The organism is Pseudomonas sp. B3(2017), from assembly GCF_002113595.1.
In the GTDB taxonomy this organism is placed as follows: Bacteria; Pseudomonadota; Gammaproteobacteria; order Pseudomonadales; family Pseudomonadaceae; genus Aquipseudomonas; species Aquipseudomonas ekonensis.
Window position 1 is genome coordinate 1 of sequence record NZ_NEIU01000005.1, and the last position, 20,995, is coordinate 20,995.

General features: G+C 63.3%; 23 protein-coding genes and 1 pseudogene. 12 read left to right on the top strand and 12 right to left on the bottom strand.

Annotated elements, in window-relative coordinates:
• Window positions 1-213: 213 nt before the first annotated feature.
• Complete coding sequence (locus CAG33_RS08810; RefSeq protein WP_085577436.1) at window positions 214-1,137, bottom strand: LysR family transcriptional regulator; 924 nt, start codon at window positions 1,135-1,137, stop codon at window positions 214-216.
• A 210-nt stretch (window positions 1,138-1,347) separates the two neighbouring features.
• On the opposite strand from CAG33_RS08810, the gene CAG33_RS08815 reads away from it, so the two are divergent.
• Window positions 1,348-1,749, top strand: a complete 402-nt coding sequence (locus CAG33_RS08815; protein WP_085577437.1) for a helix-turn-helix domain-containing protein — start codon at window positions 1,348-1,350, stop codon at window positions 1,747-1,749.
• Between the two features lie 7 nt (window positions 1,750-1,756).
• Here CAG33_RS08815 and CAG33_RS08820 read toward each other — a convergent pair whose 3' ends face one another.
• Entirely contained in the window at window positions 1,757-2,326 is a 570-nt protein-coding gene (locus tag CAG33_RS08820) for a flavodoxin family protein (protein ID WP_085577438.1), read from the bottom strand.
• A gap of 321 nt (window positions 2,327-2,647) precedes the next feature.
• Between CAG33_RS08820 and CAG33_RS08825 the strand changes: the two genes are divergently transcribed.
• On the top strand, window positions 2,648-5,542 hold the full coding sequence (locus CAG33_RS08825) for a winged helix-turn-helix domain-containing protein (RefSeq protein WP_085637830.1): 2,895 nt from the start codon (window positions 2,648-2,650) through the stop codon (window positions 5,540-5,542).
• On the opposite strand, the gene CAG33_RS08830 is transcribed toward CAG33_RS08825, so the two are convergent.
• The gene (locus CAG33_RS08830) at window positions 5,504-6,976 is read right to left on the bottom strand and encodes a winged helix-turn-helix domain-containing protein (protein ID WP_085637833.1); all 1,473 of its coding nucleotides are present in this window, start codon (window positions 6,974-6,976) and stop codon (window positions 5,504-5,506) included. The genes CAG33_RS08825 and CAG33_RS08830 overlap by 39 nt on opposite strands.
• Before the next feature lie 90 nt (window positions 6,977-7,066).
• Entirely contained in the window at window positions 7,067-8,017 is a 951-nt protein-coding gene (locus tag CAG33_RS08835) for a GlxA family transcriptional regulator (protein WP_085577441.1), read from the bottom strand.
• A 214-nt stretch (window positions 8,018-8,231) separates the two neighbouring features.
• Here CAG33_RS08835 and CAG33_RS08840 point away from each other — a divergent pair, with 214 nt between their 5' ends.
• On the top strand, window positions 8,232-8,954 hold the full coding sequence (locus CAG33_RS08840) for a pirin family protein (protein ID WP_085637836.1): 723 nt from the start codon (window positions 8,232-8,234) through the stop codon (window positions 8,952-8,954).
• 44 nt (window positions 8,955-8,998) lie between these two features.
• On the opposite strand, the gene CAG33_RS28735 is transcribed toward CAG33_RS08840, so the two are convergent.
• Both CAG33_RS28735 and CAG33_RS08850 read right to left on the bottom strand, forming a co-directional pair.
• On the bottom strand, window positions 8,999-9,769 hold the full coding sequence (locus CAG33_RS28735; protein WP_256576724.1) for a hypothetical protein: 771 nt from the start codon (window positions 9,767-9,769) through the stop codon (window positions 8,999-9,001).
• Between the two features lie 229 nt (window positions 9,770-9,998).
• Window positions 9,999-10,874: a LysR family transcriptional regulator gene (locus CAG33_RS08850; RefSeq protein WP_085577443.1), complete on the bottom strand. Its 876-nt coding sequence runs from the start codon at window positions 10,872-10,874 to the stop codon at window positions 9,999-10,001.
• Between the two features lie 108 nt (window positions 10,875-10,982).
• On the opposite strand from CAG33_RS08850, the pseudogene CAG33_RS08855 reads away from it, so the two are divergent.
• The 5 genes and pseudogenes from CAG33_RS08855 to CAG33_RS08875 form a co-directional block, all read left to right on the top strand.
• Window positions 10,983-11,177: pseudogene (locus CAG33_RS08855) on the top strand (MFS transporter); the annotation flags it as partial.
• A gap of 45 nt (window positions 11,178-11,222) precedes the next feature.
• Window positions 11,223-12,221 carry an NAD(P)H-quinone oxidoreductase gene (locus CAG33_RS08860; protein ID WP_085577444.1) on the top strand — a complete coding sequence of 333 codons (999 nt, stop codon included), beginning with the start codon at window positions 11,223-11,225 and terminating at the stop codon, window positions 12,219-12,221.
• A 112-nt stretch (window positions 12,222-12,333) separates the two neighbouring features.
• Window positions 12,334-13,269, top strand: coding sequence for an alpha/beta hydrolase (locus CAG33_RS08865; protein ID WP_085577445.1), 936 nt, complete (start codon window positions 12,334-12,336; stop codon window positions 13,267-13,269).
• A 51-nt stretch (window positions 13,270-13,320) separates the two neighbouring features.
• Window positions 13,321-13,908, top strand: a complete 588-nt coding sequence (locus tag CAG33_RS08870) for a hypothetical protein (protein WP_256575770.1) — start codon at window positions 13,321-13,323, stop codon at window positions 13,906-13,908.
• 156 nt (window positions 13,909-14,064) lie between these two features.
• Window positions 14,065-14,478 (top strand): VOC family protein, encoded by a 414-nt coding sequence (locus tag CAG33_RS08875; protein WP_085637839.1) that lies wholly within the window; start codon window positions 14,065-14,067, stop codon window positions 14,476-14,478.
• 54 nt (window positions 14,479-14,532) lie between these two features.
• On the opposite strand, the gene CAG33_RS08880 is transcribed toward CAG33_RS08875, so the two are convergent.
• Window positions 14,533-14,862, bottom strand: a complete 330-nt coding sequence (locus CAG33_RS08880) for a hypothetical protein (RefSeq protein ID WP_085577447.1) — start codon at window positions 14,860-14,862, stop codon at window positions 14,533-14,535.
• 124 nt (window positions 14,863-14,986) lie between these two features.
• A complete protein-coding gene (locus CAG33_RS08885; protein WP_085634095.1) occupies window positions 14,987-16,213 on the bottom strand; it encodes an RtcB family protein in 1,227 nt (408 codons plus the stop codon).
• A gap of 129 nt (window positions 16,214-16,342) precedes the next feature.
• Here CAG33_RS08885 and CAG33_RS08890 point away from each other — a divergent pair, with 129 nt between their 5' ends.
• From CAG33_RS08890 to CAG33_RS08905, 4 genes are all read left to right on the top strand, one after another.
• The gene (locus CAG33_RS08890; protein WP_085577449.1) at window positions 16,343-16,549 is read left to right on the top strand and encodes a hypothetical protein; all 207 of its coding nucleotides are present in this window, start codon (window positions 16,343-16,345) and stop codon (window positions 16,547-16,549) included.
• Window positions 16,550-16,903: 354 nt separating this feature from the next.
• Window positions 16,904-17,113 carry a hypothetical protein gene (locus tag CAG33_RS08895; protein WP_085637843.1) on the top strand — a complete coding sequence of 70 codons (210 nt, stop codon included), beginning with the start codon at window positions 16,904-16,906 and terminating at the stop codon, window positions 17,111-17,113.
• Between the two features lie 79 nt (window positions 17,114-17,192).
• Complete coding sequence (locus CAG33_RS08900; RefSeq protein ID WP_085637846.1) at window positions 17,193-17,537, top strand: hypothetical protein; 345 nt, start codon at window positions 17,193-17,195, stop codon at window positions 17,535-17,537.
• Window positions 17,538-17,723: 186 nt separating this feature from the next.
• Window positions 17,724-18,263, top strand: a complete 540-nt coding sequence (locus CAG33_RS08905; RefSeq protein ID WP_170929966.1) for a DUF4145 domain-containing protein — start codon at window positions 17,724-17,726, stop codon at window positions 18,261-18,263.
• Window positions 18,264-18,303: 40 nt separating this feature from the next.
• Here the strand turns inward: CAG33_RS08905 and CAG33_RS08910 are convergent, their stop codons facing one another.
• From CAG33_RS08910 to CAG33_RS28215, 4 genes are all read right to left on the bottom strand, one after another.
• A complete protein-coding gene (locus CAG33_RS08910; RefSeq protein WP_085637852.1) occupies window positions 18,304-18,807 on the bottom strand; it encodes a lysis system i-spanin subunit Rz in 504 nt (167 codons plus the stop codon).
• The gene (locus CAG33_RS08915) at window positions 18,807-19,232 is read right to left on the bottom strand and encodes a cell wall hydrolase (RefSeq protein WP_085637855.1); all 426 of its coding nucleotides are present in this window, start codon (window positions 19,230-19,232) and stop codon (window positions 18,807-18,809) included. The genes CAG33_RS08910 and CAG33_RS08915 overlap by 1 nt, the downstream gene beginning before the upstream one ends.
• 61 nt (window positions 19,233-19,293) lie before the next feature.
• Window positions 19,294-19,713, bottom strand: a complete 420-nt coding sequence (locus CAG33_RS08920; RefSeq protein ID WP_085637858.1) for a hypothetical protein — start codon at window positions 19,711-19,713, stop codon at window positions 19,294-19,296.
• Window positions 19,714-19,717: 4 nt separating this feature from the next.
• Window positions 19,718-20,983: a hypothetical protein gene (locus tag CAG33_RS28215; protein ID WP_139832998.1), complete on the bottom strand. Its 1,266-nt coding sequence runs from the start codon at window positions 20,981-20,983 to the stop codon at window positions 19,718-19,720.
• Window positions 20,984-20,995 lie beyond the last annotated feature (12 nt).

Below are 20,995 nucleotides of genomic sequence, written 5' to 3' on the forward strand. Positions count from 1 at the left end.
CTTTCAATCCGGGTATGCGCCATCGCAGACGGCTTGCAAACGAGCTGCGCTGCCGCTCATCGGGGCGGGATTCCGATGAGCGGCAGCGCAGCTCGTTTGCAAGCCGTCTGCGATGGCGCATACCCGGATTGAAAGATCGCGCGCCCTTTTCGACGGGCGGGAGCAACTGTCTTGGCCCTGCCCTGCTGCCCCCCACTGACCGGGCAACGGCGCCTACGCCACCGGAATGTCCAGCTCCGCCGACATGAACTGGCTGATCCGCGACCGGAGCCAGCGTTCCGCCGGGTCGTTGTCGTGCACCCCGCTCCACGCCATCGACAGCTGCGCCGCGTCGATGGGGAACGGCGGATCCTCGGCCCGCAGCGCGCAGCCTTCCACCAGTGCGCACGCCGCGTAGTCGGGCACGGTGGCGATCATTTCGGTGCCGGCCAGCAAGGCGCGCAGGCCACTGAACTGCGGCACGCCCAGCACCACCCGGCGGGTGCGGCCGACCTTGGCCAGGTCCAGGTCGATGTTGCCGCTCAGATCGCCGGAGAACGACACCATCGCGTGGGGCCGCGCGCAGTACTCGTCCAAGGTCAGCGGCCCCGGACGGTCGTCGCCGCGCAGCACCTTGCAGGGAATGTCGCGCAGTTTCTTGCGTTTGGCGTTGGCCGGCAGATCCGTGGTGTAGCTAACGCCCACGGAGATTTCCCCGGAGGCCAACAATGTCGGCATCAACAGGTAGTTGGCGCGGCGGACCACCACCACGATCCCCGGAGCCTCCTCCTGCAACTGGCGCAGCAGCGGCGGAAACAGGCCGAACTCGGCATCGTCCGACATCCCGATGCGGAATACGTCGCAACTGGTGGCCGGGTCGAAGGCCTTGGCCCGGCTGACCGCGCCGCTGATCACGTCCATGGCCGGCTGCAGCTCGTCCAGGATCGCCAGGGCCCGGGCGGTGGGCTCCATGCCGCGACCGTTGCGCAGCAGCAACGGGTCATCGAACAGATCCCGCAGGCGACCCAGCGCGGCGCTCACCGCCGGTTGGCCCATGAACAGTTTTTCGGCGACGCGGGTCAGGTTCCTTTCGAACATCAGCGCTTCGAAGATCACCAGCAGGTTCATGTCGACGCGGCGCAGATCGTTACGGTTCATGGACGTGTTTTCCTTATGGAGTCAGGCGCAAGTGCTGCGCACTTTACCCGAACGACGGTGACGGGCCATGCGCGTTTGCGGCGGAATTAACAACGTTTAACTCGCAAGCCTCCGCCCCGCCGCCGAACAATGAATCCCTCTGCGCAGCGTTGTTTTTTCGACCTGAGGGAAGGCGCTGACCGTGCGTTCCCCCCGACACGGATTCTGGCCATGGCTCACCTACAGCAAACGCTCGCCCGCATGCCTGCCGGCGATGCGCCCAAACCTCAGACCGGCGGCCTCAGCCCGCAGCGGGAACGGTTGGTCAAACAGCTGATTCTCGAACGCCTGGACCAAAGCCTCGAAGTCACCGAACTGGCCCGCGCCTGTGCGCTGTCGCGCAGCCACTTTTCCCGCGCCTTCAAGTGCAGCACCGGGCTTTCGCCCCAGGACTGGATCCGCGCCCAGCGCATCGCCCGGGCCAAGCTGCTGATCCAGCACACGGACCTGAGCCTGACCCAGATCAGCCTAGAATGCGGCTTCTGCGACCAGGCGCATTTCTGCCACATCTTCACCCGCAGCGAAGGGATCAATCCGTTCGCCTGGCGCTGCCGGGTGGTCAAAGGGCTCTGATCCCTGCTCAACGCAGCGCCATGCGCTGAGCCAGGCGCGCCACGCGTTCGCCCAGGTGGGCGGCGGTGCGGCGATCCTCGACCGGCGGCACCTGCCCGGGCGGCCGTTCGACGCACGACTGGGACATGGCGCCCAACGAACTGCCGAGCCGGTTCAGTTGCCCGTCGAACGATCCTTGGCACGAACGCGCCGGCAACAGGTCCAGGCCGACCCAGATCATCGAGTGCTGCGCGGCGAACACGGCCATTTGCTGGAGGGTGCCGAGCTTGTCGCCGCACAGGCTGCCGGAGTTGGTGAAGCCCGCCGCCAGCTTGTCGCGCCAGGGCCTGGCCAGATAGAACGCGGCCGTGGCTTCCATGAACTGCTTGAACGCCGCCGACGCGCTGCCCATGTAGGTCGGCGCACCGAAAACGATCGCGTCGGCGCGGTGCAGCCATTCCCAATGCGCGTCCACGTCCTCCACGGCGATCAGCCGGCAGGTGCTGCCCGAGTGGCGCGCAACGCCCAGGGCCACCGCTTCGGCCATGACCCGGGTATGCCCGTAACCACTGTGATAGACCACCACCACTTCGCTCATCGCAGCGTCCTCCGGACGTATGCATTCCTTCGCCCGCAGTGTTGGGGCGAGGCCGGCCAGGGACGAGTTAATCGTTGTTAATTTTTTCCGGTCGTCGGACGGGCCGGTGCAGGTTTCGGCCTTTAAATACAGTGGGTGCGACCCCGGATCGCCGCCGGAGCCCTTCGCCAGCACATTGCGCTCGCGGGCAATCATGGGGAATATGCCCGGAAACAGCGGACTAGACGCCCCGGCAGACCCTGCCGGCCACCGTCCGCCCCGGCCCTCGCCCCGTGAACGCGTGCGGCCGGGATCACAAGAAAGCGGTACAGGAGTGAGCGGTTGAGTCTTTCCCCGGATCAGGCCATCGGTTTCGGCCCCTATCGGATCCACCCCGGCCAGCGGCTGGTGCTCGAAGGCGACCAGCCGTTGCGCCTGGGCCGGCGTGCGCTGGACATCCTGCTGATCCTGCTGGCCCACGCCGGCGAGGTGGTGAGCAAGCAGCGGCTGATCGCCGGGGTCTGGCCCGACAGCGTGGTGGAAGACATCAACCTGCGGGTGCACATGGCCGCCTTGCGCAAGGCGCTGGGCGACGGCCAGGCCGGGCAGCGCTACATCGTCACGGTGGCCCAGCGCGGCTACAGCTTCGTCGCGCCGATCATCCTGCAGGCCATCGAGCACACGCCATCACCGAGCGCGACCGGCCGGCACAACCTGCCGTTGCGCCGCACGCGGATGATCGGGCGTCAGGCGCTGGTCGACAACCTGATGGCCCAGCTGCCGCGCCAGCGCTGCATCACCCTGGTGGGGCCCGGCGGCATCGGCAAGACCACCGTCGCCCTGCGCGTGGCCGAACAATTGATCGGGCGCTACCGGGACGGCATCCGCCTGCTGGACCTGGCGCCGATCAACGATCCGCAACTGATCGGCTCGCACCTGGCCAATCTGCTGGACCTGTCGCTGCACGACAATGATCCGTTGAGTTGCCTGATCGCCAGCCTGCGCGACCGGCACATGCTGCTGGTGATCGACAACTGCGAGCACCTGATCGACGCCGTGGCCCTGCTCAGCGAAGGCATCCTGCGGGGTGCGCCCCAGGTGCACATCCTGGCCACCAGCCGCGAAAGCCTGAGGATCGAAGGCGAGTTCGTGCAGCGTCTGGAATCCCTCGACTGCCCGCCGCCGATCGCCGTGCCCGACCTTGCCCAGGCCATGAGCTTTTCGGCGCTGCAACTGTTCGCCGAACGGGCGATGGCCGGCCACGACAGCTTTGAACTGGGCGATGCCGACCTGCCGCTGGCCATCGAGATCTGCCGTCGGCTGGACGGCATTCCGCTGGCGCTGGAACTGGCGGCCGCGCAGGTCGCGACGCTCGGACTGGAAGGCTTGCTGATGCAACTGCAAGGCCGCTTGCCCGCCGGCGAGCGGATCGGCCAGAACCGGCACCAGACGCTGCGGGCCACGCTGGACTGGAGCTTCAACCTGCTCAGTGCCTGCGAACAGGCCTGCCTGCGCCGCCTCAGCGTGTTCCGCGGCGGCTTTACCCTGGAGTCGGCAGCAGCCGTGATCGTCGGTCGGCACATCGAACCGCACCACGTGTTCGGTTCGGTCACGCAACTGGTGGCCAAGTCGCTGCTCAGCGTCGAGGTCGGCGATGAAGAAGTGTTCTACCGCCTGCTCGACACCACCCGCCGCTATGCGCTGGAGAAGCTCGACCACGCCTTGGAACTCGACCAGACCCGCGAACGCCACGCCGAACGTTGCCTGGCGCTGATGCACCAGGCCCAGGCCGATTGGGAAATGACCCCCACCGTGCTGTGGATCGAACGCTACGCCCGTGGCCTTGAGGATCTGCGCGCGGCGCTGGGCTGGGCGCTGAACGGGGAAGGCCCGCAGGATCTGGGCGTACGCCTGACCGCGACCTCGGCGCCGCTGTGGCAAGAACTCTCGCTGCTCAAGGAATACGGCGGCCATGTGCGTCGGGCCCTTGAGTTGCTGGCGTCTGCCGCCTCGCCCTGCCCCCGCCTGGAAATCGCCCTGAAGCTGGCGCTCGGCAGTGCCTGCTACCACACCTTCGGCGGCACGCCGGAGACCATCGACGCCTTCGTCGGCGCCCATGCGCTGGCCCGGCAGCACGACGACATCGCCGGGCAACTGCGCGCCGTGTCCGGGCACATGGCGGTCAACCTCAGCTGCGGCCATTACCGGATGGCGCTGGAGCAGAGCGAGCAGTTCGAGAACCTGGGCCTGCACGGCGATCCGCTGTTGTCGTTGAGCACGCACCGCTTGCGGGTGCTGGCGCTGCACTACGCGGGGGATCAGCCGCAGGCCCGGATCCATGCCGAGCAGGTGATCCAGCGCATGGCCCAGAGCGGCCACCGCAACCGTTTCACCCATGGTTTCGGCGTGCAGTACGACCAGAGCGTCGCCTCGCTGACGGTGCTCGCCCGGGTGCTGTGGCTGCAGGGCTTTCCCGAACAGGCGTGGCGCACGGCCCGGCAGGCGCTGGACATCGCCGTGCAGATCGACCATGGCACGTCGATCTGCTACACCCTGGCCCTCGCCACCTGCCTGATCGCCCATTACAACGGCGACCGGCAGAACGCCCGCGCCCTGCTGCGCCAGCTGCACGAACAGGCGCAGAAGCATTCGGTGCTGCTGTTCCACACCTGGGCCCGGCAGTATGCGCAAGTGATCGACGCCGACACCGCCGTCGCCGTGCCGCCGGCCGACAGCGGGCTGGTCCGCGAGATCATGGTGACGCTCGACAGCGGCTTCATTGACGATGCCTTGCTGGAGCGCGCGCAGAGCGGCGCGGCGGGATGGAGCACGGCGGAGATCCTGCGGGCCCGGGCCGAGCAGCTGTTGCCTGAAGAACCGCTGCGGCTGGACGGACGCCATCGCGAGCAGGCTCGCTCCCACAGGGGATCGGTGTATGCACAACCCTGTGGGAGCCAGCCTGCTGGCGATGGCGTCGAGACAGACACGGCCAGAACCGAAACCGCCGAAGCCGTTCTGCTGCAAGCGCTGGACATCGCCCGAAACCAGGGCGCGCTGGCCTGGGAACTGCGTAGCGCCACGTCGCTGGCCCGGCTGTGGCAGCGTCAGGCGCGCCACCACGAGGCGCTGGCGCTTCTCGACCCGGTCTATCGGCGCTTCACCGAGGGCTACGCGACGCCGGATCTGCGCAAGGTGCGCCTACTGCTGGACGAATTGCGCAGCCAGACGGACGTCTGAGGCATCGTGCGTGCGCCCCCTGTAGCGGGCATGGCGCCGCTCCAGTTCAGCCAAGTCGCCGCTGTCCGCCGGCTGTTCGCCGAGGTAGCGCCGGGTGGTGTTGAGCAGGCGGTAGCGCACCACCCCGCTGCCCCGCTCCACCGTCAGCAACGATTTGGCCGCCAGCCGTTCAACCGCCGCCGCCAGCATCGACGGCGGCATTTGCGCACAGCTGATCACGGCCATCGCCGCGTCCAGGGTAAAGGCAGTCTTGAACACCGCCAGGCGTTGCAGCACGCGCCGCTCCTGGTCGCTCAGGTGCCGGCAGCCCCAGTCCAGCGCGGCGCTCATGGACTGATGGCGCGGCACCGCCGTGCGCCTGCCGAAACTCAGCCATTGCAGGCCGTTGTCCAGCTGGGCGTGCAGCCCGACCAGCGCCAGCGCATCGATCTGCGCAGCCGCCAGTTCGATCGCCAGCGGCAAGCCGTCGAGCCGCTGGCAGATCTCGCGCACCGCCGGCAGATCCTGCTCACGCAGCGCAAAGCCGTGCTGCCGTGCCCGGGCCCGGCTGACCAGCAACTGCACCGCCGAAAACGCCATGGCCTCAGCGACATGGCAGCACGCCGACACACCGGGCACGGCCAGCGGCGGCACGTTCTGCACGGTTTCGAGGTTGACCTGCAACGCTTCGCGGCTGGTGACCAGGATCACCAGCCGCGGGGCCGCCGCCAACAGCGTCTCCAGCACCTCGCGGCAGGCTTCACGCCAATGGTCGGCGTTGTCCAGCACCAGCAGGGCGTGGCGGGCGGTCAGGGTGCGATAGTCGGTGTCCAGGGCTTGCAGCAACGCGTCGAGCAAGGGGGCGCTGGCGTCGATCAGCGAAAGATCCACCCGCCACACCCCGTCGCGAAAGTGCTGCAGCAGCAGCTCGGCCGCGCGCAAGGCCACGGTGGATTTGCCGACGCCGGCGGGGCCCGTCACGGTCATCAGCCGGCACAGCGGCAATTGGCGGACCAGGCCACCCACCAGTGAATCCCGACCGGTCACCGGGGTCAGCCGCGCCGGAAGATTGTGCTGGGGGGCCTGCAGGCTTTCGAACACCACCTGCGCAACGCTGTCGCCCTGCACCGGGGCGACGAAGCTGTAACCGCACTGCGGCACGTTGACGATGTAGCGCTGGCCCTTCTCACCGTCGCCCAGCGCCCGGCGCAAGGCGGCGATGTGCACCCGCAGGTTGATGTCTTCGACCACTGACGTCGGCCACACCAGCGCGATCAGCTGCTCCTTGCTGACGACGCGGCCGGCGCGCTCGACCAGCACCTGCAGGATGTCCAGCGCACGGCCGCCCATGCGCAATTGCCGATCCCCTTCGAGGATCAGCCGCTGGCGCAGGTGAAAGGCAAACGGGCCGAACCGCAGGACCGATGCCGTGCTCAAATCAACGAGGCTGTTCATGCCCGCTATCTTGGCAGGCCCCCATGACGGCACAACCGCCACACGGGGCGCAGCACGGACATCCGGGTGCCCGGGACGGACAGAAACGCTCTAGCTGAACTGTTCGCGGTACTGCAGCGGCGTCAGGCCCAGCTTTTCGCCAAACAGAAAGCGCATGTGGCGCACGCTGCCGAAACCGCTTTTGAACGCCACGGTCTTGAGCGGCAGGTCGCTGGTTTCCAGCAGATTGCGCGCACGGTCGATGCGTGCGTTCTGCAGGAACTCCATGGGCGTCATGCTGACCTCCCGGGCGAACACCCGCGCAAAGTGCCGCGGGCTCATGTTCGCGATCCCGGCCATCCGCTCAACGCTGAAGGCCTCCTCCAGGTGTTCCAGCACATGGTTCTGCACCCGCGTGACCGGCGTCTCCTGAGGGGCCACCGCCGCCATCAGCGGACTGAACTGAGCCTGTCCGCCCTGACGCTTCATCACCACCAGCAGCACCTTGGCCACGTCCTGGGCGAGCTTCTTGCCGTGATCCCGGGCGACCACCGCCAGGGCCAGATCGATGCCGGCGGTGACGCCGCCGGAGGTGATGAGGTTGCGATCCTCGACGTAGATCCGGTCTGTCGCAACGATGGCCTTGGGAAACCCCTTGATCAGCCGCTCGGTGTAGTTCCAGTGGGTGGTGACGCGATAGCCGTCGATCAGCCCGGCATGCCCCAGCACGAATGCCCCGGTGCAGATGGAACCGTAACACCCCGCCCGACCGACCGCCCCCGGCAGCCAGGCCTGCAGCGACGGCAGCCTTTCGTTGTAGGCGCCGGGCCCGCCGGGCACCAGCAGCAGGTCGTAACGCTCGTTGTCGTCCTCGATGCACCGGTCGGTGTGCATCAAGACGCCATTGGATGCACGCAACGGCCCGCGTTCGGTGCCCAGGGTGGTCAACCGATAATGGTTCTGGGGCTTCAGGTAGCGGTTGGCCACCGAAAACACTTCGAGGGGGCCTGCCATGTCCAGCAGGAGAAACTCGGGAAACAGCACCATTGCCACGCTTTTCATGGGAGACACATCACTGAAATCTATGATTCGGCATAAATTGCCGCATTTTGCCGCAGTACACCACGAGCGGCCCGAAAGACGCCGTGATCCGCAGCACAAAACTGTCAACTTGAGCAGGACAGTATTTCAATTTTCACCTACTTATTGCTCAAACCGGTAAATATTAATCTTCTCCTCAAGCGGACGAATCAACGTCCCGACAGGAGATTCCATCATGCTGACCCTTCGCAAAGCTTCCGACCGCGGGCTCGCCAACCATGGCTGGTTGAAGTCGTTCCACACCTTTTCCTTCGCCAGCTACCGTGACCCGCGCGAACAGGGTTTCTCGGACCTGCTGGTGATCAACGACGACCGCGTCGCCGCCGGCAAAGGTTTTGGCCAGCACCCGCACCGTGACATGGAGATCTTCTCCTACGTGCTCGAAGGCGCACTGGAACACAAGGACACCCTCGGCACCGGCTCGGTGATCCGCCCCGGCGACGTGCAACTGATGAGCGCCGGCAGCGGCGTGGCCCACAGCGAGTTCAACCATTCGACGAGCAAGCCCGTGCACTTTCTGCAGATCTGGATCGTGCCCGATGTGAGCGGCGCCAAGCCTCGGTATCAGCAGGAGCATTTCAGCCCGCAGAAAAAACGCGGCCGGCTGCAACTGATCATCTCGCCGGACGGCACCGACGGCTCGCTGAAGGTGCGCCAGGATGCACGGGTGTTTGCCGGGCTGTTCGACGGCCACGAAAGCGCCACGCTGGAACTGCCGACCCATCGCTATGCCTACGTGCATGTCGCTCGCGGCAGAATTGAGCTGAACGGCGTGCAGTTGCAGGAAGGCGACGGCGTGCGGGTTCGTGAGGAACAGGCGCTGACCTTGAGCAACGGTGCTGATGCCGAAGTGCTGGTGTTTGACTTGAGGCCCCAGGAATTGCCAGAAATGCCTTGAGACAAACGCACCACCCAAAAACGGCCTTCATTTGAAGGCCGTTTTCATTGTTCCAGGGTGACCGGCGTGGCAACAGGCACGGGTGCGCTGGCCTCCTTGACCGACTGAACCGCCGCCAAGGTCGTCTGTATCGCGACCATCACGTTGGCCTGGTTGGTGTAGATGGCCCCCACCAGAATGGCCACTCCTGCCAGAAACTGCACGGCAACACCTGCCCAATAGCTGGTTCTGAAATTGATCACTTGCCTTGCCGCTTGCTGGGCCCCTTCGGCAGCCTTGAGCGTTTGCTCCGCGATCAGCTCCAGGCGCTTGTCTCTCTCCTGCTGGACCTTTTCACGCTCCAGCTGCGTTTTGTCCCGCTCCAACTGTGCCTTGTCTCGTTCCTGCTGTGCGACCTCCTGTGCCTTGTCTCGTTCCCGCTGTGCGACCTCCCGCGCCTTCTCCCGATCTTGCCGGGCCCTTTCCTGAGCGGCTTCCCATTCTTGCCGTGCTTTATCCTGTGCTGCGCCCTGCTCCTGCCGAGCCCTTTCCTGAGATCGCTCCCACCTCAGCCGTGCGCGCTCCCAGGATCGCTCCCGCTCCAACCGGGCTTTTTCCTGAAGCCGCTCACGTTCCAGACGGGTTTCCTCCCGGGCCCTTTCGCGCTCCAGGAACGCCTTGTCCCGTTCCGCCTGCACCGCGACGAACTCATCCAGTTTCGCGGACATGGATTCGATCCGGGCATCCATCCTGACTTCGATGGTCTCGATCCTGGCGTTGAATTCCTCTCGGCTGACGTGGTTCATGGATTCGGTCTTGTCGGTGGCTCTGGACATGTCGCATTCCTGAAACGGGCTGATTTCCCTTGCAATCAATTCCACACCTCTGCGGCTATCAATTCGTCCCTGATTGATCCCTTCAGAACGAGGGGTTTGTCTCGTCCGAGGTCTGGAAAACGATAGAGCCCGGCCCGAAAACCCACAAGCCGGCGAATTCCGCCCTTAATGTAGGCAATGTCGCCACCCGACGTAGCCTTGCCAAGTCCACGCATTCAGCGCGTCTGGCCTATCCGTTCTCCGGTGCGAACGCGTCCACGATCTGCTCGATCACCGCCCTGACCCGCGCCGTGTGACGCAGATCCGCATGGGTCACCAGCCACACTTCATAGGCTTGTGGCCGCGTGCGCTCCGGCCAGAGCCGAACCAGCCCGTCCCGCTCCCCCATGTAGACGGGAATTTCTCCTACACCGATGCCGGCGGCAATCGAACGCCGCACCAACAGGCTAGAACTCAGACCTGCCACGATACGCCCGCGCCCCACCGGTTCGGACGCCAGCGTCACCTCTTTTCCGGCCTTCACATAGGGTTGATACACCACCAGGTCATGGCCCTCGAATGCAGTGCCCGGCGACGGCACGCCTCGCGCGTCGACATAGGCCTGCGAAGCGAACAGCCCCACCGGCCAGTGCGCGATGCGGCGCGCGATGAGGTCGGGATCGTCAGGCCGAGCGTTGCGCACCGCGATGTCCGCTTCGCGTTTGGCCAGGCTCGAGAATTGCGTGGAGGCGTCCAATTGCACACGCACGTCAGGATGCAACTCATGCAAACGCGCGATGGCCGGAATCAGAAAGTCGATGGCCAGAGAGTCGGTGGTGCTGACCCGCACGTTTCCGCTCAGCCGCTCGTCCATGCCCTGGATCCGGCGCTCCAACTCCAGCGCCGAATGCTCCATTTTCTCCACGGACAAGAGCGCAGCCTCACCCACCGTCGTCAACGCATAGCCATCGGAGGTACGCAGGAACAGCTTGGCGCCCAACGACTGCTCGAGTGCCGTGACGCGCCGTCCCACCGTGGCTTGATCAACCCCCAGGACCCGCGCCGCACCACGCAAGGTCGACTCGCGGCAAACCGCCAGAAACACCTTGGCATCATCCCAGTTCATATTGCCTCCCCCACTGATGCACAAATGCATCATCACTCAGCAAAATCGCTGCGCATGTGCAGCGACCTTAGTCGATATGCTCAGCGCCATAAACCTTTTGAGCAAAGGAACCGCGCGACCGTTTCGTTCGCCACGTTTCAGGCGCTGGCCGGGTTCGCGTCATCGGCACTGTTCGAGGCCAGCGGAGGCAACCATGCGCTGCTGTGTTTGACAGCCGCCGGCTCATTGGCGGTGGCGCTGCTGCTGGAACTGGCCGCGATAGGGTTGCCTTACACCTTTGCGCGACACCGCTGCCTGAGTTGACCGACCTGTTTTCATCACCGAACCACACCTTGCGAGGCACCGAACATGACCCTGCCCACTGAAATGACCCGAATCGAGATCACCCGCCCCGGAGGTCCGGACGTCCTGCAACCCCGGCGCGTGCCGTTGCCGACCGTGCCGGAAGGCGAAGTGCTGATCCGGGTACGCGCGGCCGGCATCAACCGCCCCGATGCCCTGCAACGGGCCGGCCTGTATCCGATGAGGCCCGGGATGAACCCGATCCCCGGGTTGGAAGTGGCCGGAGAGATCGTCGCCCTCGGCGCCGGGGTGGATACGTTCGCCATCGGCGACAGGGTCTGCGCTTTGACTAATGGCGCAGGCTACGCCCAATACTGCAGCGTGCCTGCCGGCCAGACATTGGCGATGCCTGCGGGGCTGGACTGGGTGCAGGCGGCAGCGCTTCCCGAAACCTTCTTCACGGTATGGGCCAACCTGTTCGGCTTGGGCGGCGCCCGGCCAGGCCAGCGAGTCCTGATCCACGGCGGCACCAGCGGCATCGGCACTACCGCGCTGATGCTCTGCCGCGAATTCGGCATCGAGGCCTTCGCCACCGCCGGCAGCGCCGACAAGTGCACGGCCATCCGCGAACTCGGCGGTGAACCGATCAATTACCGCGAGCAGGAATTTTCCGCGCTCATCGCCGAAAGAACCGCTGGCCAGGGCGTCAACGTGATTCTCGACATCATGGGCGGCTCTTACCTCAACGCCAACCTCCAGGCACTGGCGATGGACGGACGTCTGGTGATGCTCGGCTTCCTCGGGGGCGCCCGGGCCAACGACGTCGATCTGCTGGCGATCCTGGCGAAACGGGCGGTGGTCACCGGCTCGCTGCTGCGCGCCCGCACCGGCGACGAGAAAGCGGCCATCGCCGCGCAACTGCGTGAACATGTGTGGCCGACACTGGCGGCCGGGCGCTGCCTGCCGATCATCGACAAGGTCTACCCGCTCACCGAGGCAGCCTTGGCCCACGCCCACATGGAAGCGGGGAACCACATCGGCAAAATCGTGTTGACGGTGGACTGAGCCACCGTCGCATCTTGCAATCATTGCTGGTGCGCGGCGGTCGAAAATCTCGCGCGCGGACGAAGGCTTCTGGTACAAAGCGTTCTTTGTCCGCGCTCCGGTGAAACGCTTAATGCTCCCCGCTTTCATGACCCGTCTGCGACGCCGTCGGCTGACGTTCGCCTGCATGGCTGCCCTGATCATCGGCTTGCCGACAAGCTGCGCCGTGCTGGAGCATGCCGAGCGCAAGCTGCTGTTTCGCATCGAACCCGGCACCGCAGGCTGGTATCACGGCTTGCCCGACAGCGTGCAAGAACTCGACCTGCAGCCGAAGCGCTTCAGAGCCGGGCAAAGCATTCACGCCTGGTGGTGGCCGGCGGAACGGGCCAACGCTCCGGCCATCCTTTATCTGCACGGCGTTCGCTGGAACCTGACGGGCCAACTGTTCCGCATCGAACAATTGCGCGCGGCCGGCTATTCGGTGCTTGCCATCGACTATCGGGGTTTCGGCAAAAGCCAGGGCGACCTGCCGTCGGAAAGCAGCGTCTATGAAGACGCCCGAGTGGCCTGGGAACGCTTTCAACAACTGCAGCCCGATCCGGGCAAGCGCTTGATCTACGGCCACTCGCTGGGAGGCGCGGTGGCCATCGACCTGGCCGCCGAACTGGGCCGCAACGCCGCCAGGGACCATACCCCCCTGCCGGTGCGCGGGCTGGTCATCGAGTCCACCTTCACCTCCTTGGCGGACGTAGCCGCCGCCGTGGCCGACACCTCATTGCCGGTGCGCTGGCTGCTGTCGCAGAAATTCGACTCCATCGACAAGATCGCCGATATCCACATGCCGCTGCTGGTGGTGCATGGCCAGGCAGATGCGTTCGTGCCGCCCCGGTTCAGTGAGCAGTTGTTCGCTGCCGCCCGGCAGCCCAAACGGCTGTTGCTGGTGCCCGGTGGGACGCATAACAACAGCATGGCCCTGGGCGGGCAGAGCTATCGCAAGGCCATCGATGCCCTGATGCGTGCGCCTAGGGTGGCCGGTTCGGCGCCAGGGCAAATCGCCCGGGACTCCTGACGTCCGACCGGGCATACTGCCGCCCCCCGAACGTCACGAAAAGGATCGCGTGTGTTGCCCCGCCCCATTGCCCTGTGGTTTTACTATCCCGTCTGCTGGCTCGCCTTGCTGGCCTTGATGGCGCACATCGCCTTTTATGACTGGAGCCTGATCACGCCCATCGACGTCACCGGCACCTTCATGGGTGGCTTGGGTGGGCAACTGTTCGCCACCGGCTGGCTGATCGCAACCTCCGGGTTGCTGCTGACAGTGCTGCTGCGACTGCCCGGCTCGACCGCCGCCTGCATCGGCGCCGGACTCCTGCCCCTGTCCATCGGCGCCTGGTGGCTGGCGAACTACCCTGAAGATTCCGACAACCTCATCTACAGCACCAGCCCGCAGGAAATCAAAATCGCCATGCTCATCGGCGTGGGATTCTTGCTGCTGGGCGCGTTCCAGCGCTCACGGCGCGCCCCATCGCTTTCCCGCTTCAAGTTGATTGTCCGCAGTGGGGTAGCGATTCTGCTGTCGCTCCTCTTCATCAGCGCGCCACTGATGGTCGCCAAGCAACGCTCGCTGCCGTATTGCGCATTCGACAAGGACGGGCAGCAACTGACCGTGTGCCTGGGCGACGAAGATGAGCGGGTGATCGTGGACTGACCGCTTCAGGGATAAGGCTGGCGCCAACCATGCGCAAAACATCTGGAAAAACACCGCCGCTCCCGATGTCCAACGCTTTGCTATGGTTCATGCGTCGAACGCGCTGCCGGGTGAACAATCGCCGCCGCCCGCGTTTCGACTTCCGGGAGCACTACCATGAAAATCAACCCTTACCTGATCTTCAACGGCGACTGCCGAGCCGCCTTCACGTTTTACGAGCAATGCCTGCAAGGCAAGCTTGAAGCGATGATGTCATTCGGCGAAACGCCTGCCGCCGAACACGTACCGAAAGACCATCACCACCTGATCATCCATACGTGCCTCAAGGTCGGCGACCAGATGCTCATGGCCTCGGACACCACTCCCGACCGCCCGACCCCGGGCATGAGCGGCTGCTCGGTGTCCCTGAACGTCGACAGCGTCGCCGAGGCGGAACGGGTCTTCAACGCTCTGGCCAAGGACGGACGCATCGACATGCCGCTGGAGGTGACCTTCTGGGCCGCTCGTTTCGGCATGTTGACGGACCGTTTCGGCGTGTCCTGGATGGTCAACTGCGAAAGCGACAAGTGACTTAGCACGGGCGCCAGGCATGAAAAAGCCCACCCCTGAGGGCGGGCCTTGTGCTCAGCGCTGCGCCAGCTCATGCCGCACGCATTGCTCGTAATAGGTCTGCTTGACCGCCGCCGGCTTGAGCCGGGAAGTGCTGTTGTAGGTCTGCTCGGTAATGCCCATGGCCGTCATGCGCATCCATGGCTGCTGGAACTTGCGAACCTGCAAGCGCTTGCGCGCGCCATACAGGGAAATCCCCGACAGTTTCGATTGCTGTGCGCCTGCGGCGATGTCCGAGCCCCACGCGCATGCAAAACGATGGCTCTTGCTCAGTTCTTTCGCTTGAGCCCCCAGCGCAAGGGCAGCCAGGGAAAGCGTTGCAACGGTGATGACAATCGTCCGCATATAGCCCACCTAACCTTTTGAAAAAAGGCGAGTTTGCCGATACGGAGATCATCCGGGGGCCAGCAGTTTGCCGTCTGCTGGCACTTTGAAGGCAGGCGGTACGGTCAGCGCCGTCCGACGCTGCCTATCCCTTGACGCACACCACCTGACGCAAGGTATGCAGCACTTCCACCAGCTCACGCTGCGCGTGCATGACCTTCTCGATGTCCTTGTAGGCCATCGGGATCTCGTCGATCACGTCCGCATCCTTACGGCACTCGACATGAGCGGTGGCGCGAACCTGATCCGCTACGGTGAAGGTATTCTTGGCCTTGGTGCGGCTCATGGTTCGGCCTGCGCCATGGCTGCAGGAGCAGAACGACTCTTCGTTGCCCAGACCGCGCACGATGAAGCTCTTGGCCCCCATCGACCCTGGGATGATGCCCAACTCGCCCTTCTTCGCCGACACGGCCCCCTTGCGGGTGATCAATACGTCCTCACCGAAATGCTGTTCCTTCTGCACATAGTTGTGATGGCAGTTCACTGCTTCCAGGGCCACTTCGAACGGTTTGCGGATGACGGTCCGGGTCGCACGGACCACCGCGTCCATCATCATGACCCGATTCTGCCGGGCGAAGTCCTGCGCCCACCCGACTGCCTCCACATAGTCGTCAAAGTGCCGGCTGCCCTCTTCGAAGTACGCCAGATCGCGATCCGGCAAGTTGGCGATGTGCTGGCGCATGTCCTTCTGGGCCATCTGGATGAACAGGTTGCCGATGGCGTTGCCCACGCCGCGGGAACCGCTGTGCAGCATGAACCAGACCCGGTCGGCCTCATCCAGGCACACCTCGATGAAGTGGTTGCCGCTGCCAAGCGTGCCGAGGTGATTGCGGTTGTTCGTGTCGGCGAGCTTCGGGTATTTGTCGGTGATCGCCTTGAACCGCGGAAACAGCGCCGCCCAGGCCTGGTCTGCCTGTGGCGGTATCTGATCCCACGCCCCTGTATCGCGCCTTGAGCGGGTCAGGGTTCTGCCGTGAGGGACGGCCTGCTCGATGGCACTGCGCAGGCCATGCAGGTTGTCGGGCAGATCGGCAGCCCTCAGTGAGGTGCGCGCAGCGATCATGCCGCAACCGATATCCACCCCGACCGCCGCCGGAATGATCGCCCCGACCGTGGGAATCACGCTGCCGATGGTCGAGCCCTTGCCCAGATGCACATCCGGCATCACGGCCAGGTGCTTGAAAATGAACGGCATCTTGGCGGTGTTCAACAATTGCCGCCGCGCTTCCTCTTCCACCGGGACGCCCTCGGTCCACAGTTTGATCGGCTTGCCGTCAGCGACTTCCAGCAGTTGGTAGGTAGGTTCTTTCATCGTCTCTATTCTTCGTTTCGTCACCCGGTCGGGCTCAGGCTTCGTTCACCCCCCAGAAGCAGGAGTCTCCCTTCGGCATGGGCTAAGATAGACTGCTCCAGACACCTTCATGCATACAGAGTTGTATCAATGCTTAAGAAACACCCGGAAAGCAAAGCAGCCACCGCTGCCGAGATTGAACGCTCTATCCAGGCCTTGAACAAAATGGCTGAGCGTCTCTGGGGGGAGGGTCGGGAAGCTGAGGCAAAGGCCCTTCTGGATGCCTTGGATGCGCTGAACCGTGCCTTGGATCGAATCAGGATCGGAGAAAGTCGCAAGGTGGTGACGTTGCACTGAAATGAAGGTTTGTCGGGTGACAGTGACATTTTGCGCGCGTTTTGCGCAGGCACAAAAAAGCCGATCTGACTGATCGGCTTAAGTGTCTGATTTTACTCAGGAATAATGGTCGGGACGGAGTGATTCGAACACTCGACCCCTAGCACCCCATGCTTGCAGGGGCCATAAAAAGCTATACGGATCAGTCTTTTGGAACGGCGCCCACTGCAATCGATGCCGTACCGTGCTTTACCGTAATTCACGTTTCCCCGCAAAAGTCCCTACAGGCTTTCGGCCAGAAAGTCCCTGCATTCCGGCGTTCTGCCAACCGAACACATCCCCTGCTACGCTGATTTCTTCTGCCGAGGAAATCCCATGCCAAATGCCGACCTGCTCCCTTCCCTGCTCTTCAAGATCAACGAAAATCAGCTCGCCCTGGAGGCCGCCATCCTGGAGCTCTCGAACTGGGTTGAACAGCGAGGATCCGCCGAAGTCGCCGACAACGTGCGCGGCGCGCTCTGGGCGATCGACAAGAACGAGGAGTTCATCAAGATGACCCTCGCCGTCCTGATGACGCCCGACTGACAGCTCGTCGCCTGGTTCTCGTCGGCCGGGGCCACCTCGATTACTGTGTATTTAAACAGTACACATCAAGGCCCCTACCGTGGACCCCTCCGAAATCGAAAACACCGACGACTGGCTCGGCTGCCCGACGCCGCTCGAAACCTGCCAGCACCAGCTCAAGATCTACGAGAACGAGTTCGAGGAACTGACCCTGCAGCTGCGCCAGCAGCGGGAGCGGATCTTCAAGCTTGTCCAGATGCACGCCGAAGCCATCAGGCAGCGGGACGAGGCCATGGCCACCCTCCGCGAGAAGGCGGCAGAAACAGCAAAGATCCGCAGAAAAATGCACGACATGCGCGGCTCGGAGAATGCCTACAAACGTGAAGCTGATAGCCTTCGCGGAATTCTTGCCGGCCTTTCTCCTCCATCTAAAACGATCTATTGACTTCAAGAATTCACCAGCGGCGCGTAAATGCTGGCGTTTTTGGTCTGGGGGTTTTAAAGGGCTTCAGGGGGCATTCAACCCCCTAAAACCCCCTAAAAAACGCAGGAATGGTACAAAAAACGGTACGAGCTATAGCGTCATCCTTAAGATCATATAATCTCATCTGGAGACCCTGAGGAGATGCTTATGTTCAGCGGCATGACAGATACAGAAGTTCACGCAAAATGCTTTGAATTGATTCAAGCTGAAAATGATAGGGGTGCTGCACTACTTGCAGCAGTATTCGCAGAGGCAGCACTTGAGAGCTTGATACTTGACAGGTTAATTCCAAACTCAGGAAAGCAAAAGCTCCCTGTTAACAATTTCGCCGCCAAAATAGATCTTTCTTTTAGATTAGGAATAATTCCTGAAGGCGTTGCTAACTTATTGCACGGATTGCGAGATATAAGAAATATATTCGCTCACCAAATCATATCCGACTTTGAAACCCCAAGCGTAGCAACTAAGACGGAAGCAATTTTTAAATGCCTTCCAGAACACTACGCAAGGTTCATAGAGCACTGGTCAAGCAACATAAACGAGGCACTCAAGAAATACAATGTAGAGATTCAAGCCAGTGCAGAGACAATAAAACTTCGTGTTAGATTCAACAACTATTTCGCGCAAACCATTATGGACCTCAATGCGATTCAAAAGACCAATAAGCGACTCGAAACTGTTTATTAGCATCAAAAGCGATGCTAATTTTTTTGACCACGAATGTAGGTCACGGCGCCAGTGCGCGTATATACGCCTGACAGGCCTGCAGCGCTATCAATCCCCTGTCGCCTTCGTCGGTGATGGCGACAATTCTTTGAGCATGCGTTGGGTCAAGTTCGGCTCGTACGAGGCCATGAACCACGCCGCCGGCGCCGGCGGTGGCAGGCACTGAACAGCCATCGGTTGAACCCGCATCGAGGATGACTGACAGCCGCAGATCAGCAGTGGCAAGGCGATCGCGCAGGCGCGCCTGGTCTTTTTGGGCATCGCTGAGTTCCTTGTAGTGGGTTTGCTCGCTGGCCGACAGGCGCTGCTCGAGCGCCAGGCGCTTGTCCTGCTCAGCCTGCTGGGCGCCGGCGGCGGCCTGGGTGAGTTGGTTGAGGGTTTCGGCGTGCTGACGGGTCTGCTCGGCCAGTTGCTGCCCGTAGCGCCAGTCCTGGAACAGCCAGGCGGCCCCGGCGCCGATCAGCACCAGCACCACCGCGGCGACAGCCTTCCACGGGACGGCCATCACGGCACGTCCTTGAAGAAGACGTGCCCGCCCAGCTGCAGGGTCTTTTTCGCCTTCGCGGCCCAGGCCGGCGGCTTCTTCATGCTGAGGGCGTAGTAGTGCGTCGCCCCGCCGGTGGGATCAGGCACCTTTCCGTCGATGACCTGGTCCGCCGCCGCCCTGGCCTGGGACAGCTCGCGGGCCGGGATCGGCTTCGCGCCGGACAGGTAGGCGAAGTTCGGGTCGTCCTTGTTCCAGCAGCTGAACTGGTACGGCTTCTGGCACACGCCGGCGTAGCCCTCGCCCCACCAGGAATTGGGCTTTCCGTCGAACACCCGGTTGCGGATCGTCCAGGCCACGGCCACTTGGCCGGCCTGGGTCTCGCCGCGGGCCTCGCCCCACAGCGTACGCGCAAGGACGTCGCGGTCTTGTTCGGTGACTGTCATGCTTTTCTCCAGGCAAAAAAATGCCCGCGCTGGGCGGGCGGACTCAGGCGCGGCGATCGGCTCATGCCGAAGTCGCGCGGGCCACGGTGGTTTCTTCGTTGTACGGCTCGGGCTGCTCAGGCCAGGACGGCGCCGTCGGCCAGACCGGGAGCCCGGTCACTCGGCCCAGCAGGACGCGGTACTTCTTCCAGTCGGCCAACGCCGCCACCCGCTGTGGCTTCTCGTCGACCTCCTCGGGAAGCGCGTATTCGCCGTCGATCGCGTCGTTGATGGCGTCGATCCGGCTTTGCAGGGCCGTGACCTGAGCCGTCGCCAGGCGGGTTCGGGCATTCAGAGTGGCCGTGGTTTCGCGCAGGAGATCCTGTGCGGCAATGGCGTCGAGCAATGACTGGGGGATCTCCTCGACGTAGGTCTCGTCTTCCAGCAGTTCCATGTCTGGGTTGATGGCCCGCCAACCCGCGGCGGTGATTGCGTAAGGCATTTCGTCACCTGTCGAAGTAGTAGCCGAGCGCGTAGCAGTTGGCACTTCCGCCGCCGGTTGCGCTGTACGTAATGGTGCCGTCCCCAGCAATTGGGCAACGGCCGTTAAAAATGGCAGTTGGAGGAACGAACACCATCCAGCCTGACGCTACCGGTGTCCCTGCGTCGGAGGGGGTGAACCTCACCGAAGCGCTACCGACGTTCTGCCAGGCTGCCTCCAGGGTGTGCGCCGTAACCGGTGTGACGGTTCGCGTGTTGAATGCCGCTGCCGACGTGCCGCCGTTGAGCAGCCGAAAGGTCGTGGTTTCCGGGCTGGCCACCGTGTACATGATCGAGCTGTCGGTGAGCCTATGGACAAACTGATAGGCCCCGGCCGCGTTGGTATTGATCAGGATCGACGCGATGTAGCGCCGGGAGGCGTCCCCCGTCTTCTGGTGGGCCTGGTTGTAGTAGCGCGTCGGCGCTGCCGTTGTGGACTGCTCGATGGCGCCGGCGGAGGTGAGGTACAGGTGAATGAAGGTGTTCACCGCCCCGACGCCCATGGGGGTGATGTTGCCCCCGGCGTAGGTCACGACCTTTCCAACTGACGGCACAAAAGCGCTGCCCGCACGAACCGCAATAGTAGTACCCGACAGCCAGACCAAGCCAAGGCCTTCAATGAAGCCCTGAGCACCGCCGAGACCACCCTGCTCCCTCGACAGCGGTGTCGTCAGCCCGGTGAGCGAAGTGATGTCCGAGTTTTCGCCCCTAGCCGCCCGGGCGACTACCTGGGCCTGGAGCTTGGCCAGCGCAGCCAGAACCGTGTCAGTGGCCACTACAGCAGTGGGATTGCCTGGTAGGCTCAAACCAGTCAAAGGAGTACCGCATACCCGGGCCTCTGAGAAGTATTTGTTCATTACCCCTTCGGTCAATCCATCAGCATTGGAAAGGCCGAGCGCCGATCGGACACCGGATTGCGTCGGATCACTGCCAAGCACCGCGATCACGCCGCCGAACTGGTTTTTCAATGTATTGAACGAGTCAGCCAACGCTTTCGGATAGCCCTGCACTGGCATGATTGCATAGGCCGAGCCGCTTACTGTCGGCCCCTTGTAAGCCGGAATGATAGAGATCACAGACTGGCTGGCGATGTTTCCGATCTCATAGTTAAAGCCATCCGGGCCTACAAACGCGTCTCCGACTCGTGAGTTGGCTGCGAAATCCGCATTGGTTCCAACGACTGTGGTTGATCCCGCGGTGACAGCTACTGTTCCACCTCTGAGCCAAGGCATGGAATATCCTAA